A 16,388-nucleotide genomic window follows, 5' to 3' on the forward strand; every position below is an offset into this window, starting at 1 on the left:
ATTCGCCATTGGTCGAACCCGGCCCTGCAGGGCGCTCACTTTCGACCATGGTCTAACCAGGGTGGTGACGCGGCCGGGGGTGGATGGGGCAAACTGAGGGGGATCGGTCGTTGCGATGCTGCGACCGCACATACAAAGTCAACGTGCAAGTGAGGGTGCCATGGCTGATATCTACCCCGTCGATCCGCAGTTCGCCGCCAAGGCACGCATCGACAAGAAGACCTATGAACAGCAGTACCAGGCGTCGGTAACCGATCCGGATGGATTCTGGGGCAAGGCCGCCGAGCGCCTGCAATGGATGCGCAAGCCGACGAAGATCAAGAACGTCAGCTACGACCTGTCCGACTTCCACATCAAGTGGTTCGAGGATGGTGAGCTCAATGCCAGCGTGAACTGCCTGGATCGCCAGCTCGAGACGCGCGGCGACAAGACCGCCCTGCTGTTCGAGCCGGACGGCCCGGATGCACCGGCCCAGCACGTGACCTATCGCGAGCTGTATGAGCGCACCTGCCGCCTCGGCAATGCGCTGCGCAACCTCGGGGTCAAAAAGGGCGACCGCGTCACCATCTACCTGCCGATGATCATCGATGCTGCGGTGGCCATGCTGGCCTGCGCGCGCATCGGTGCGATCCACTCGGTGGTGTTTGGTGGCTTCGCGCCGAACTCGATCGCCGACCGCGTCAGCGACTGCCAGAGCAAGCTGATCATCACCGCCGACGAAGGCTTGCGCGGTGGCCGCAGGATTCCGCTGAAGGCCAACGTTGATGCCGCGCTGAAGCTGCCGGGCACGAACACGGTTGAAACCGTGCTGGTGGTGCGCCACACCGGCGGCGCGGTGGACATGCAGGCCCCGCGCGACCGCTGGTTCCACGATGTGGTGGACAGCCAGCCGGCCACCTGCGAACCGGAACGCATGAACGCGGAAGATCCGCTGTTCATCCTCTACACCTCCGGTTCCACCGGCAAGCCGAAGGGCGTGCTGCACACCACCGGCGGCTATCTGCTGTACGCGGCCTGCACCCATGAAGCGGTGTTCGACCTGCGCGAGGACGACATCTACTGGTGCACCGCCGACGTCGGCTGGGTCACCGGCCACAGCTACATCGTGTACGGGCCACTGGCCAACGGTGCGACCTCGCTGATGTTCGAAGGCGTGCCGAACTATCCGGACACCTCGCGCTTCTGGAACGTCATCGACAAGCACAAGGTGAGCATCTTCTACACCGCCCCGACCGCCATCCGTGCGCTGATGCGCGAGGGCGAGGAGCCGGTGAAGAAGACCTCGCGCGCGTCGCTGCGCCTGCTCGGCAGCGTCGGCGAGCCGATCAACCCGGAAGCCTGGCGCTGGTACTACGAAGTGGTCGGCGACAGCCGCTGCCCGATCGTCGATACCTGGTGGCAGACCGAGACCGGCGGCATCCTGATCTCGCCGCTGGCCGGTGCGATGGACCTCAAGCCGGGGTCGGCCACCCTGCCCTTCTTCGGCGTGCAGCCGGCGCTGGTCAATGCCGATGGCGAGATCCAGGACGGCCCGACCGAGGGCAACCTGATCATCCGTGACTCCTGGCCGGGCCAGATGCGCACGGTGTACGGCGACCACCAGCGTTTCATCGATACGTATTTCCGCACCTACCCCGGCAGCTACTTCACCGGCGACGGTTGCCGCCGCGACGAGGACGGCTATTACTGGATCACCGGCCGCGTCGACGATGTGATCAATGTGTCCGGCCACCGCATCGGCACCGCCGAAGTGGAAAGCGCGCTGGTCTCGCATCCGAAGGTGGCCGAAGCGGCGGTCGTGGGCTTCCCGCACGACGTCAAGGGCCAGGGCATCTACGCCTACGTCACCCTGGTGGCCGAAGAGGCGCCGAGCGATGAGCTGCACAAGGAACTGATCGCCTGGGTGCGCAAGGAGATCGGCCCGATCGCCACACCGGACCACCTGCAGTGGGCGCCGGGCCTGCCGAAGACCCGCTCGGGCAAGATCATGCGCCGCATCCTGCGCAAGATCGCCGAGAACGCACCGGACCAGCTCGGCGACACCTCGACCCTGGCCGATCCATCGGTGGTGGCGTCGCTGGTGGACGAGCGCAAGGTGCGATGACGTACGACCCGGGGTCGGATCCCTTTGCTCAAGGAAAGGGCTCTGACCCCATCTGCTTTCCCCCACGGTTCCCCCCGACCATGACCACCCTCCTGATTGCCGATGACCACCCGCTGTTCCGCGAAGCCCTGCGCGGCGCCGTGCAGCGGGTCATCCCGGGCGTGCAGCTGTTCGAGGCCGACAGCGTGGAAGCGCTGTACGCGCTGGCCGACCAGCACAACGACGCCGACCTGGTCCTGATGGATCTCAACATGCCCGGTGCGCAGGGTTTCAACGCACTGGTGCACATGCGCTCACTGCACCCCCAGCTGCCAGTGGTGGTGGTGTCCGCGCGCGAAGAGGCCACGGTGATGCGCCGCGCGCTCGACCACGGTGCGCTGGGCTTCATCCCGAAGTCTGCGGATTCGGACACCATCGGCCATGCGTTGGGCACCATCCTCGATGGCGAGACCTGGGCACCGCCGGAAGCGCACAACGTGCCGCCCACCGGCAGCGAAGAACGCGAAGTCGGCCAGCGCCTGCGCGAGCTGACCCCGCAGCAGTTCCGCGTCCTGCAGATGCTCGGCGCCGGCCGCTTGAACAAGCAGATCGCCTACGACCTCAACGTCTCCGAAGCGACGATCAAGGCCCACGTCACCGCCATCCTGCGCAAGCTCGGCGTGACCAACCGCACCCAGGCCGTGCTGATGGCCGGCAAGCTGGCGATCGACGACGACGCCATCGTGCTGCCGCCGGAAGAAGACTGAAGGTGACGGACTGCGGAGCCGAGCATGGGCTCGGCTCTACAGACGTCATGATGCCCCTGTAGAGCCGAGCCCACGCTCGGCTGCTCTTTGCCTCAATACCAATCACTCCTCAAGCAACCATCGACTCCACACATAGGGGTATTCCCCGATGCGCGTGGCCAGCCCAGCACGCACGGGATTGGCCGCGATGTACATCGCCTGCGTGCGCAGGCACTCATCGCCGCGCAGCGCATGATCGTAGTATCCCGGCTGCCAGATCGGCGCGTTCGCCTCAGTGCGCCTGCCGATGGAACGCCCGCTCCGTGATTTGAGGATCTGCATGCAGCCGACGAGCGTGCCGGTACGGAGTTCGAACAGCCAGTGCAGATGATCCGGCATCACCACCCAGGCGAGGGAGGAGGTCCGCCCCGTCCGCTCTACGGTGCGCAGGGCTTCGATCAGCAGATCGACGTTGGCCTTGTCACTGAACCAGGGACGACGCGCATGCGTCACCGTGGTAAGTGCATAGACATTGCCGGTATGCGACCAACGACCATAACGGAGTGCGGGACTGGCCATGCGAAGAGGCTATGGCACGCATGCCAGTCTCTCCATCAGTGCAACACCGCAATGCTTGTCAGCCAACACCCTGATGTAGAGCCGAGCCCATGCTCGGCTGCCATGCAAAGCAGCCGAGCGTGGGCTCGGCTCTACAGGTTTCCCTGCTCACCCCACGCCGTGCAGGTGTTCGTACAGGATCGTCGCGCCGATGATCACCAGGATCACGCCACCGATGATCTCGGCACGCTTGCCGACCATGCTGCCCAGCACGCGGCCGAGCATGATGCCGGCGGTGACCATGGTCAGCGTGCACAGGCCGATGACCGCGGCCATCACGCCGATATGCACGTCCATGAAGGCCAGGCCGATGCCCACCGCCATCGCATCGATGCTGGTGGCGAAACCGGTCAACGCCAGCTTCCAGAAGCCGTGGTGCTGCGAGGGGTCTTCGTCTTCGTCAGCACTGTCCGGGCGCAGGCCGTTGTAGATCATGTGGATGCCCAGCGCGCCGAGCAGGCCGAACGCGATCCAGTGGTCGAAGGCTTCGACATACTGCAGGGCGGCGCGGCCGAGCAGCCAGCCGATGATGGGCGTGATCGCCTCGATGACGCCGAAGATGATGCCGGCACGCAAGGCATCGCGGAACACCGGCTTGCGCATGGCCGCGCCCTTGCCGATCGCGGCGGCAAAGGCATCGGTGGACATGGCAAAGCCGATCAGGAGGATCGAGATGGGGGACATTGGCGACTGCTGAAGGTCGGGCTAGGACGGACGCACGGCCGGCGCTCGCGCCCAACCTGACGTTGCGCGCGCGGGCCGCTGGTCTCGCCAACCATCATGGTTGTCCACGCCACGGCGCACTGGCCGAGTATGTTGACGTGGACGATTCCTGCGAAGGAATCCGGCTACTCCCCAAGGGGACGCGAAGCTTAGCATCGCGATCCACGCGTGGCGCATTTCCATCGAAACGCGCAGGCAGGGCTGGTTTGTATAGCGATGGCTATATCAGCACGTCGCTGCGCGCGGGCTCGGCTCTACAGAGGGCCCCCGCAACTGGATTTTTGTAGAGCCGAGCCAATGCTCGGCTGCTGTTCGGCCGGCCCACGGAACACCATGTCCCGCGCAGCAGCCGAGTGCGGACTCGGCTCTACATTGCCATCAGGCATCGCTGTTGCCGGCGTCGCGCAGCGCGCCGAGGAAGGCGCGCAGCGAGGCCGGCTTGATCGGCTTGGTCAGCACGCGGTAGCCACGCTCGCGTGCCATCCGCTTCAGTTCGTCGCGGCCATCGGCGGTCAGCAGCGCACCCGGCAGCGGATAGCCGGCCGCCTCGCGCAGCGCCACCAGCGCATCGAGGCCATCCATGCGATCGTGCAGGTGGTAGTCCACCAGCATCACCTGCGGACGCTCGGCAATCTTCTCCAGCGCCTGGTCGACGGTGGCGGCAGTGATCACCTGCACCTGCCAGCGGCCGAGCAGCGCGCGCATGCCGTCGAGGATTTCCTCGTCGTTGTCCACGCACAACACCCGCAGGCCCGCCAGCGAATCGCTGCGCACCGGTGCGGGCACGGCCTGCACCGGCGTGGCCAACTCGGTATACCCGGGTAGTGGCGCCACCCGCGGCAGGATGATCGAGAACATCGAGCCCTTGCCGACGCGGCTGCGTGCGTTCAACCGATGATCAAGCAGGCGCGAGATGCGCTGGCAGATCGACAGGCCCAGGCCCAACCCCTGCTCGCCCCAGTCGAACGGCTGCTGGTAGCGGTGGAACTCGTCGAAGATCTGCCGCATGTGGTGTTCGGGAATGCCCGGGCCGGTATCCCACACCTGCAGTTCCACCTCGTCGCCGCGCTGGCGCACGGCCAGCACGATGCGCCCCTGGCGTGTGTAGCGCAGCGCATTGGCCAGGAAGTTCTGCAGTACGCGGCGCAGCAGGCGGCGGTCACTGCGCACCCAGGCCGGACGCGTGAACAGGTCCAGGCGCAGACCGCGACCCGCAGCGACCGGGGTGTACTGCGCCGCCAGCTCGCGCATCAACGCACTCACGTCGAATTCGCCGATCACCGGGTGCAGGCCACCGGCATCCAGCCGCGACACGTCCAGCAGGCCATCAAGCAGTTCTTCGGCCGCACGCAGCGACGCATCCACGCGCTCGGCAAGATGCTTCTGCTCGTCGCTCACGTGATCACTGTCGCGCAGTGCCGAAGCGAACAGGCGTGCTGCGTTCAGCGGCTGCAGCACGTCGTGGCTGATCGCCGCCAGGAAGCGCGTCTTCGACTGCTGCGCGACCTCGGCCTCATGCGAGCGCTCGGCCACGCGCTGTTCCAGCGTCTCGTTGGCTTCAAGCAGCGCCCTTTCAGCGTGCTTGTAGTCGGTGATGTCGTTGTAGCTGGTCACGTAACCGCCGCCGGGCAGCGCCTGGCCGCGCATCTCGATCACCTTGCCGTCGCTGCGGGTGCGCTCGAACACGTGCGGCGAACCGGCGCGCATGTAGCCGATGCGGCGGTTGATCTGCACTTCGATATCGCCCTCGCCCAGCTCACCGCGCTCGGCGTTGTAGCGGATCAGGTCGGCCACCGGGCGGCCCACGTAGAGCATGCCGTCGGGGTAGCCGAACATGTCCTGGTAGCGGCGGTTCCACGCGGTCAGGCGCATGTCCGGATCGACCACGCTGACCCCGGCGCTGATGTTCTCCAGCGTGGTCGACAGGATCTCGCGGTTGAAGCGCAGTTCCTGCCCGGCTTCGTCCAGCACTGCCACCACTTCGCCCAGGTCCATGCCCGAGCCACGCAGCAGGCTGGTCAGCAGCAGGCGTGCGGACGCCGCGCCGATCGACGCGGCCAGCAGGCGCTCGGTGAACTGCACCCACGGGCGGTCTGCAGGCGCGGAGGATTGCAGTTCACGGCCCAGTGACTGCGCCTGCTCGAAGAACGAACGCCGCGCATGACGTTCGCCGACCACGCGCGAGGCCAGTGCCAGCAGGTCGCCCACATGCACATGACCGGGCCAGCCACCGGCCACCGACGGGCGCTCGGCATACGGGTCGAGGAACGGTGCCGCACGCAGGCGCTCGTCCACACCGGGGCGCCAGCGTGCGGACACCAGCATCATCGTGGCCGCATTGACCAGCAGCGACCAGAACGTACCGTGGGTCAGCGGATCCCAGCCGGACATGCCGAACAGCTGCTGCGGACGCAGCCACTCGATGCCGAACGGGCCGTGCTGCACCCAGGCGGCGTCGACCCAGCCGGCCATGGTCATCGCCGGCAGCAGCAGGGTGTACAGCCAGGTGGCGAAGCCCAGCAGCATGCCCACTTCGACGCCGCGCCGGCTGGCACCGCGCCAGTACAGGCCGCCGATCAGGCCGGGCGCGAACTGCGCCACCGCTGCGAACGCCATCAGGCCGTACGAGGCCAGCGTGCTGTCGTTGCTGCTGGTGCGGTAGTAGCTGTAGGCCATCAGCGCCAGCAGCAGGATCGCTAGGCGGCGGATCCACAGCACGCGCGAGGCGACGTCGGCGGCTTCCTGGTGGTCACCGCTCCGACGCAGCAGCACCGGCATCACCAGGTCGTTGCTGACCATGGTCGCCAGCGCGATGGACGAGACGATGACCATGCCGGTGGCCGCCGAGAAGCCGCCCACGTAGGCGATCAGCGCCAGCGCATTGCGGCCTTCGGCCAACGGCAGCGCCAGCACCATCGAATCGTCGGCGACGCTGCCGCTGGTACCGAACAGGGTCACGCCGGCGGTGGCGATCGGCAGCACCATGCCCGAGATCAGCACCAGGTAACCGCCGAACATCCAGCGCGCGCGGCGCACGTCGCGCACGTCACCGCACTCGACCACGGCCACGTGGAACTGGCGCGGCAGGCAGATGATGGCGAGGAAACTGAGCAGGGTCTGCGAGATGAAGCCGACCGGCGGCAGGCCGGTGAACAGCGTATGCACCGACTCGACCACCGCGTCGGTGCGGTTGCTCAGCCACAGGTAGGCGAACACGCCCACCGCCAGCATCGCCAGCAGCTTGATCACCGATTCGAAGGCGATCGCCAGCATCATGCCGTGGTGGTGCTCGGTGGCATCGACCTGGCGGGTGCCGAACAGGGTGGCGAACAGCGCCATCAGCAGCGCCACGTACAGCGCCGGGTCGGTGAAGAAGCCGGTGGGGCCGGTGTTGCCGGTCAGTACCTGCAGGCTCATCGCCACCGCTTTGTACTGCAACGCCAGGTACGGAATGATGCCGATCAGCGCGATGATCGCCACCAGCGCCGCCAGCCGCCGCGAGCGACCGAAGCGCGAGGAGATGAAATCGGCGATGGAGACCACGTTCTGGCTGCGTGCGATCAGCGCCAGGCGCTCGATGATGCGCCAGCCGAACAACAGCAGCAGCAGCGGGCCGATGTAGATCGGCAGGTAGCCCACGCCATTGCGCACGGCGGTACCCACCGCGCCGTAGAACGTCCACGAGGAGCAGTACACGGCCAGCGCCAGGCTGTAGACCACCGGCCGCAGCCACGGCCGGTCGGGGTACATCGGCCGACGGTCGCCCCACCACGCCACGCCGAACAGCAGCGCGGCGTAGGCAACCGAGACCAGCAGCAGGATCCAGCTGGAGACCACGCGTGCGTTTCCGTGGGAAGAACCCGCAGTGTAGGCCAGGCGCGGCCGGGGGTGCGGGCGCGTTGGGGGCAACCACCCCCACCCGGGTGGGGGCCTACGCGGTGCGGGCCACGACCGTGGGTCGTGGCCGGCTTCTTACTGGGCCGGCACGCCCATTTCCTTCAGCAGTTCCGGCGCCGGGTAGACCTTGGCCAGCAGCCAGCGCAGGTAGCGCATGTCCACGTGCACGGCACGCTTGTAGCGCGGGTCGAACCACCAGCTGGCGCTGACCGACTCCCAGTTGCTGTCAAAGTTCAGGCCGATCAGTTCGCCCTTGGCATTGAGCACCGGCGAGCCGGAGTTGCCGCCGGTGGTGTCCAGGTTGGTCAGGAAGTTGACCGTCTGGGTCTTCAGTGCCGGATCGGCGGTGCTGCCGAAGTCACCCTTGGCGATTGCTGCCAGCAGCGGCTTGGGTGCGTCGAACGGATAGGCGCTGGTGTTCTTCTCGACGATGCCGGCCACGGTGGTCACCGGCGAGTAGGTCACGCCATCGCGCGGGTGCAGCGCCTCGACCCTGCCGTAGCTGATGCGCAGGGTGCGGTTGGCATCCGGGTACACAGCGCGGCCCTGCTTGGCACGCCAGGCGAACAGCGCCTGCATGTAGGCCGGGCGCAGGCGCAGCTGCTCGCCCTCGCGGGTCTTGCTTTCGTTCTCGATGCGCAGCTGCGCGGCCACCAGCGGGCCGGCCACAGCGATCAACGGATCGGCGGCCAGGGCCTTGCCTTCGCGCGCAGCCGCGAAGCGCGACAGGCGCTGCGCCTCGTCACCCAGCTGGGTGCCGGCGTACAGGGTGTCCAGTGCCTTGGCCAGCTGCTGCGGGGTACGGCCGAAGGCGGCGTCGAACTCGGCCACGCGCTGCGCGTCCGGCAGCTGCTGGTAACGGGTCAGCAGGGTGGTCAGCAGGGCCTTCTCGACCTCCGGTGCGTAGCGGCGCTGGACCTGCTTGAGCACGCCTTCGATCATCGCCTGGTCGCGCTGCTGGTAACCGCTCTCGCGCTGCGCGTCCGGTTTGGCCGATTCGATGCGCAGGCGCTCCAGCAGCAGCGCCGAGCGCAGCAACTGGCTCTGTGCGGCCATCTGGTCCAGCAGCAGGTCACGCTCGCCCACCGCCGCGCCCTGTGACAGGTTGGCCAGCAGCGCCTTGATGTCGCCCTGGTACCTGCGGTCGGTGGCGGCCAGCATCGCGGTCTCGTCGGCGGCACGCTGGGCCTTGGCATCGCTGCGCAGCAGGCCTTCCAGCTCACCGGCGGCGCGCTTGCGGTTGTTCTTCAGCGACTGCAGCTGCGAAGCGTAACGGGTACGTGCCTGCGCGTCCTTGGCGGTTGCCGCCTCGATGGTGTCGATCATCTGCTGGAACACCGAAACGCGGCGCGGCAGCACGGTGTCGATCTGGCCGGCGAATTCTGCCGCGGTACGGTGGCGGTAGGTGATGCCCGGATAACCGGCCAGCATCGCGTAGTCGCCCTCCTTCGGGCCCTCCACCGACATCTGCAGGTGTGCCGGCGCCTGGTAGGGCACGTTGTCCTTGCTGTAGGCGGCCGGCTTGCCGTCCTTGCCCACATAGGCGCGCAGCAGGGTGAAGTCGCCGGTGTGGCGCGGCCACATGAAATTGTCGATCTCATCGCCATAGTTGCCGATCGCACGCGGCGGCGCGTACACCAGGCGCACGTCGCTCAGTTCCAGCTGGGCGATGCGGTAGAAGTCGGCGCCGTAGTACATGTTGGCCACCGAGCAGCGCACGCTGCCATCCTTCTCGCACTCGGCCACGATCTGCTTGCTGGCCGCATCGACGGCATCGAAGTAGGCACGGCCGGTCTTGCCGCGGGCCTGCGCCAGCACCTGGTCGGTCACCTTGTCGAAGCCGACGGTGACCAGCACGCGGAAGTCCGGGTTGGCCGGGCGCTCATCGGCACGGTCCCTGGCGATGAAGCCACCGTTGATCAGGTCGTGCTCTGGGGAGCTGTTGTACTGGATCACGCCCATCGCCACGTGGTGATTGGTCAGCAGCAGGCCGTCGCTGGACACGAACGAGCCGGTGCCGCCGCCCGCGCGCACCACCGCGCTCAGCGGCGGCGCGGTGACGTTGGCCAGGTCGGCCGGATTGCCCTTGAAGCCAGCGGCCTGCAGCGGCTTGGCCAGGTCCGGCAGCTGGGTCGGCATCCACATGCCTTCATCGGCGTGGGCACCAGCGGCAAGGGTCAGGCCCAGGGCCAGGGCGGTGGGAAGGGCTTTGCGTGGCGACATGAGGCAATCCGGTACGACAGAACAGCCCGGGACCATAGCCGCTGGGGCCGGATGGGGCAACGGCCAATGGTTGGGGACCTGACGGGGAGAGCCGAGCCCATGCTCGGCTGCTCTTCCTTCAACTCGCGCTGCGCGCAGAAGCCGAGCATGGCTCGGCTCTACAGGGATGCCACGGCGGGTTACTTCTCCCGCCGCCAGTTGATCGAACCACGGTTTTCCACCGTGCTCGATTCCACTTCCACATCAAACCCGCGGCGCAGCAGGTACTTCAGCGTGATCACCGAACCGGCGCCCACCAGCGACACGCCGTAACCCACGTAAAGCTTGGGCGAGATGTACTTGCCGACGCCGATCACCGAACCACCCAGCGCGCGCGACTGACTCACGCCTGCATCATCCAGGCCCAGCTTGGCACCCAGCTGCGAGGCGAGCAGGCCACTGCCAGCCGAGAGCGCCGCCGAGGCCGCGTTGACCTGCTGCGCCTGGTCGCTGCTGGCGCCGGTCAGGCTGCGTCCCAGCACCAGATAGGCCAGTGCCTCGGACTGCGACATCGCCGGATCGGACCACACGTCGGCACGCGGTTGCTGGGCACGCCCGGTCACGTCGATGCCGGCGGTGACATCACCGATGCGGCGCTCGGCGCGGATGTTGATGCGCGGGTCGGACACCGCGTTGTAGTTCCAGTTGAGGTTGCCGCGGGTGATGGTCAGGTCCTGACCATACGCCTTGTAGCGGCCGCTCACTTCCAGGCCGCCATTGGCGGTCATTTCGCGGCCGGGCTTGGCCCAGACCTGCATCTTGCCGGTCAGCGCGCCCTTCAGGCCGAAGCCGGTCATCTTGACCTTGTCGCCCAGGCTGACGGTCAGGTCCATGTCCAGCGGCGAGGTGCGCGACTCTTCCGGATCGGCCGGGTCGAGCACCACCACGTCTTCGGACACCGAGGTGCCGCGGTCCAGGCGTTCCAGGTCGATGTCGGCCTCGGGCACGTGCACGGTGCCGCGCAGCTCCATCGCCGCCTTGGCCAGGGTGAAGTCGAGGTTTGGGTTGGCGACGATGCGCAGTTCGCTGGTGTTGGACAGCAGCACGTTCTCGCCATGGATCTTCAGCTGCAGCGGCTGCGCATCGCCGAACCACGACAGGCCACCGTCCACGTACAGCGTGCCCTGGCCCGAGTTGGCCTGCGCGGTGATCTTGGCCGAACCATCGGGCTGGGCCACGAAGCTGCCCTTGCCCTGGTCGAAGGTCAGGCCCAGCGCCGGGAATTCGCCCTTGAAGTTGCTCAGCTGTGCGTCACCGCCCAGCGACGGCTGGCCTCGCGTCCCGCGCAGGCTGACGTGGCCTTCGATCAGGCCGGTCGGTCGCACGATGTCCGGCGAGAACAGCTCCAGCCAGTACAGCCGCGACATGTTGAGGTAGAGCTCACCATTAAGCGGCGCACTGGCTTCCCAGCCGGTCTGCATCCTGGCGTCGACGAAGCCATTGCCCTGGAAGCCCATGCCCAGGTAGCCCTTGATGCTGGCCGGGGTCATGTCGAGCTTCAGCGAGAACTGGTCATAGCGCACCAGCTCGCCGCGGGTGGTATCGCCCACGGTGTTGCGGTTCTCGCCCAGGCGCACGCCGCCTTCCTTCGAGCGCACTTCCACATGGCCTTCCCAGGCGTTGCCGCGCGGGCGGATCTGCGCGTCCAGGCTGACATCGCCGCGAAGGTAGATGCGGCGGCCGGACTGCGGCGGCAACCACGGCTGCACCAGCGCCAGTGGCAGCGCGTCGCTGCGCACCACCAGGCCTTCGCGCGGCCAGTTGGCCTGTGCGCACAGCGCGCCGCTGCTGGCCGCGGCCAGGCAGGCTTCGGACAGCGTGTAGGTGCTGCCGTTGATCGCGAACGCCGCCGGTGCACGCAGCGCCCAGGCATCGCCCTTCACCGGTGCGATGCGCAGCGACGCCAGCTCGCCACGCCACTGCGTGCCCTGCTGGCGCACGCTGCCCTGCAGCTCGACCGCACCCATCTCGTTGCGGGTCTGCGCAGCCAGGCGCAGGTTGGACACACTGCCCTGCGCGTCGATGTTCAGCCGCTCCAGCAGCATGCCCGCGTTGACCTGCTGGCCCTGCACCGCCAGCGTGCCGCTGTCGCCGCGCCACGGCAGGCGGCCCTTGATGCTCACGCTCTCGGCGCCGTAGCCATCCCAGTCGAGGTTGTTGCCGACCAGGTCGGCGGTGATGTCCGGCGCATCGCGCGGGCCCTTCACCTGTACCTGGCCACGCAGGCCACCGTCGGCGCCGGGCAGCAGGTCGCTCAACTGCAATGGCTCGAAACGCGCATCGATGTCGAGGCGGTCGCCGACCTTGCCCGACGCGGTCACCCGGCTGCTGCCCAACGCCAGTTTCAGGTCACCCTGGCCCTGCGCGCCCTGCAGCGCGAACTTGCCCTGTGCGTCGAGATTGCGCTGGCGCAGCATGCCCTTCAGCGAGGGCAGGTCCACCGTGGCTTCCAGCGTACCGGCGGTGCCCGGTGCGGCATTGGCCGGCGGCGGCAGCTGGCGGCCCTTGGAGGCCAGGTTGCCGGACAGGCGGCCATTCCAGCCTGGCACGAAATAGCCGGGGTCGAAGTCCTTCAGCGTGGCCTTGGCGTCCCAGTCCAGCTGCGGCGCCCACGCCACCTGGCCTTCCACCTGCAGCTGCCCACCCGGCGTCTGCGCCTGCAGCTGGTGGATCGACGCGGCCTGGTCGTTGCCACGCACATCGAAGTGCAGCTGCGCCTTCTGCTTTTCGCGTTCGACCTCGGCGCGGCCGATCGCCGCCCAGGCCTTCAGGGTACCGGCCAGGCCGAAGCGTGCTTCCTTCAGAGTGACCGGCACCGGCGCGCTGCCGGCGGTGTTCGGATCAGGCGCCGGTACATAGGTCAGGTCACGCGCGACCACCGAGAAGTTGAGCTTCTGCTGGTCTTCCTGGCTGAAATCGGCGGTACCCTCCAGGCGGGCTTCGCCACCGAGACCCTTCAGCAGCAGCGGCGAAACCTTCAGCACCTGGTCCTGCAATGACACCACGGACGGTGCCAGTTCCAGTTCCTGCTCGCCCTGCTTCACCTTGCCACGCAGGGTGGCATTGCCGCCCTTGCCAGCAGCAGTGAAATCCAGCGACAACGGCGTGATCGCCGAGCTCGCCAATGCCGGCGACAGCAGCGCCAGATCCAGCTCGTCGCTGCGCACGCTGGCATTCCACGTCGGGTCGGTGCGGCCATCGAACACCAGCATCGCGTGCAGCGGCTTCGGTGCACGCCCGGCCACCGCCACTTCCATGTGCGACAGGTCACCGCGGGCGACCAGGCCAACGGTAGCGGCCGTGCGCCCACGCGGTGCCGGCAACACCGCCGTCACCGTCACGTCGGTGTCGTAGTCCTTGGCCGGGATGTAATGGCCTTGGGCAGTGAAGTTGCCCATGTCACTGTCGACCACCAGCTTGTGCGCCTGGAACTCGCCGTTGGCGATCTCGATGCCGCCGCGCACGCGGCTGATGTCGATCACCGGTTCGTTGGCCTGGCTGATGCGGAAGCCATCGATGGCGATGGCATCGGCCTGGATCGCCAGCGGCATCTCGATCTGCGGCAGGGAATCGGGCCAGGACGGCAGCTTGAACGGCTCATCGCTCTTGGCCAGGTTCAACGTCGCGTTGGTCAGCTCCAGCTTGTCCAGCAGCAGCTTGCGGCCCAGCAGCGGGCGCAGGTCCGGCTCCAGGTGCGCACGCTCGGCGTGGAAATGGATGTCGTCATAGCGGAAGTCGACGTTGTACAGGGTCAGCGGTCCGGCCACCGGACCCTCCACCTTGTCCCAGGTGAAGCTGGCACCCACCGGCAGCCGCGCCACCACCTGGGCCAGCAGTACGTCACGTCCGGCCACGGTCTGCAGCAGCCAGTACACCGCCAGCAGGGCCAGCAGCACCAGGCCGATCACGCCGGCGCCGGACCATGCCCAGAAGCGGCGACGGCGATAGAAACGCACGCGTGGCGGCGGGGTGTTCGGGGTCGGTGCGGGCGTGCTCACAGGTCCGCTCCGATGTTCAGGTACAGCTGGAACTGCGAATCCGGGTTGTTCAGGCCGTGCGCCACGTCGATGCGCACCGGGCCCACCGGCGATTTCCAGCGCACGCCGAAGCCGACGCCGGTATGCAGGTCGATGGTGTTGTCGAAGGCACTGCCGGTATCGACGAACACCGCCGCACCCCAGGGGCCACCGTTGAAGTAGTGCTCGTACTCGGCCGAGCCGATCACCAGGTTCTTGGCACCCAGCGCGTACTTGTCCGGCTTCGGCGTACGCGGGCCGACCTCACGGTAGGCGTAGCCGCGGATGCTGCGGTCACCACCGGCGAAATAGCGCAGGCTCGGCGGCATCGCCACCAGATCGCTGGTCCAGGTGGTGCCGCCCTCGCCGCGCAGGATCAGGCGATTGCTTTCACCCACCGGGATGTACCAGCGCAACACGGCATTGGCCTGCACGAAGCTGGTATCCGAGCCGGCGCCTTCCACGCCGGCACGCACCGTCGCCGCGCCGCTGATGCCCTTGCGCGGGAACATCTCGTCGTCGACGTTGACGTAGTCGGCAACCATCTGCGGGTACACCAGCGTCGAGGTGTTGTAGACGGCGTCGGTGAATTCGGTGCCGGAGGCATAGCGCCAGCGCTCGCGCAGCGCGTTGATCGAGGCGATCGCGGTCCAGTGCTCGTTGATCTCGCCGCTGCGGCTGGCGATCAGCTTGAAGTTGCGCAGGTCGATGTAGTCGGTCTGCTCGTCGTACGCGCTGGCGGCGAAGGTGTACCAGCCATCAAGCCAGTTGAAGGCCGGAATGCGGTAACTGGTGACCAGGCTCTTGCGCTTCTGCGCATAGTCCAGCTGCGTGTTCATCTTGTGGCCGCGGTTGTTCAGGAACCGCCGCTCGATGCCACCGCGCACACCCGGGCCGCTCTCGCTGCCGTAGCTCAGGCCTGCGGTGTAGATGGTGCGCTTGGCCCGGGTCAGCTTCACGTCCACCGGCACTTCGCCGTTTTCATCGGCCTGGTCCGGGCGCGGCTGGATGTCGATCACGCTGAAGTAGTCCAGCTTGGTCAGCGACTCGCGCAGCCGGTCCAGCTTGCCCTCGTGGTAGTAGCTGCCCTGGTCCCAGTACACCAGTGGATCGAACAGCTTGTCGACGAAGTAATCCTGCTCGAAGCGCACCGGGCCCATGTTGTAGCGGCGGCCGCTGTCCCAGGTCAGGTCGATGTCGGCGGCGTTGTCGGCGCGGGTGATCTGCACCTGGCGCTGGGTGTAGTCGGCATCGAAGTAGCCACGCTCGGCCAGGCGCCGGGTGATGGTGATCTTGCTGGCTTCGTACTGGGTGTGCTCGAAGCGCTGGCCCTTGCGCGGCTTGAAGGCGGCCAGGTCGTCCTGCAGGTACTGGTCGTACATCGCCGGGCCGGTGATGTCGATGTGCTCGCGGCGCACGGTCACCGGGGCGCCCTTGTCGACATGGATCAGCACGCGCACGTGCTCATCCTCGCGCGGCGCCTCGACCTTGATCACCGGGTTGTAGTACCCGAATGGTTCCAGCGCCTGGCGGGTCTGCCGCTCGGCCTGCGACAGCAGATACTCCAGGCGCGATTCGCCCTGCTCCTTGCCGATCGTGTCGTACAGCGACAGCGATTCCTGGATGTTCTCGATGATTGCGGCGTCGTCGCCCTTGTCCAATCCCTTGATGTCCACCTTGTCGATGGTGCCGCGCGCATGGACCACGGAAGTGGCGGCCAGCGACAGGACCATCAGCGGCAGGGCGTATTTCTTTGGCTGCATGCGGCACAGCATACCGACCGGAGGTGACGATGCGAAATGCATCACGTCATTGCGGATCGGTTGTTAAGTGGCGGTCAAAATACACCGCAAAGTGTCGATTGTCGCAACCGACCAATCAGGATGCCGGCATCGTCCACGATGTCGGCAATGACCCCGATAGACAACGCCGGCGATGTTCCGGTAGTGCCGGCCGCTGGCCGGCACCCCACAGATCGGGGGCAATGCCGGCCAGCGGCCGGCACTACCGATACGGGCGTCAGCTCGACAGATGCTCGATCGC

Annotated in this window: 8 protein-coding genes and 1 riboswitch; of the genes, 2 read left to right on the plus strand and 6 right to left on the minus strand. The window is 67.1% G+C overall.

Going from position 1 to position 16,388, the window contains the following annotated elements:
• Window positions 1–160: 160 nt before the first annotated feature.
• Window positions 161–2,104 carry an acetate--CoA ligase gene (acs, locus tag A7X97_RS15835; protein WP_088496646.1) on the plus strand — a complete coding sequence of 648 codons (1,944 nt, stop codon included), beginning with the start codon at window positions 161–163 and terminating at the stop codon, window positions 2,102–2,104.
• 80 nt (window positions 2,105–2,184) lie between these two features.
• Entirely contained in the window at window positions 2,185–2,850 is a 666-nt protein-coding gene (locus A7X97_RS15840) for a response regulator transcription factor (protein WP_005420420.1), read from the plus strand.
• Window positions 2,851–2,952: 102 nt separating this feature from the next.
• On the opposite strand, the gene A7X97_RS15845 is transcribed toward A7X97_RS15840, so the two are convergent.
• From A7X97_RS15845 to A7X97_RS15870, 6 genes are all read right to left on the minus strand, one after another.
• Window positions 2,953–3,408, minus strand: coding sequence for an REP-associated tyrosine transposase (locus A7X97_RS15845; RefSeq protein ID WP_072168863.1), 456 nt, complete (start codon window positions 3,406–3,408; stop codon window positions 2,953–2,955).
• 147 nt (window positions 3,409–3,555) lie between these two features.
• Complete coding sequence (locus A7X97_RS15850) at window positions 3,556–4,131, minus strand: manganese efflux pump MntP (RefSeq protein ID WP_049449888.1); 576 nt, start codon at window positions 4,129–4,131, stop codon at window positions 3,556–3,558.
• An 89-nt stretch (window positions 4,132–4,220) separates the two neighbouring features.
• Window positions 4,221–4,310: riboswitch (yybP-ykoY riboswitch) on the minus strand.
• Between the two features lie 238 nt (window positions 4,311–4,548).
• Complete coding sequence (locus A7X97_RS15855; RefSeq protein ID WP_088496645.1) at window positions 4,549–8,007, minus strand: hybrid sensor histidine kinase/response regulator; 3,459 nt, start codon at window positions 8,005–8,007, stop codon at window positions 4,549–4,551.
• Window positions 8,008–8,142: 135 nt separating this feature from the next.
• A complete protein-coding gene (locus A7X97_RS15860) occupies window positions 8,143–10,290 on the minus strand; it encodes a S46 family peptidase (RefSeq protein ID WP_111008169.1) in 2,148 nt (715 codons plus the stop codon).
• Between the two features lie 179 nt (window positions 10,291–10,469).
• Window positions 10,470–14,327 carry a translocation/assembly module TamB domain-containing protein gene (locus tag A7X97_RS15865; protein ID WP_088496643.1) on the minus strand — a complete coding sequence of 1,286 codons (3,858 nt, stop codon included), beginning with the start codon at window positions 14,325–14,327 and terminating at the stop codon, window positions 10,470–10,472.
• Entirely contained in the window at window positions 14,324–16,120 is a 1,797-nt protein-coding gene (locus tag A7X97_RS15870; protein WP_032954656.1) for an autotransporter assembly complex protein TamA, read from the minus strand. The genes A7X97_RS15865 and A7X97_RS15870 overlap by 4 nt, the downstream gene beginning before the upstream one ends.
• Window positions 16,121–16,388: the final 268 nt, after the last annotated feature.

The organism is Stenotrophomonas sepilia, from assembly GCF_003244875.1.
In the GTDB taxonomy this organism is placed as follows: Bacteria; Pseudomonadota; Gammaproteobacteria; order Xanthomonadales; family Xanthomonadaceae; genus Stenotrophomonas; species Stenotrophomonas sepilia.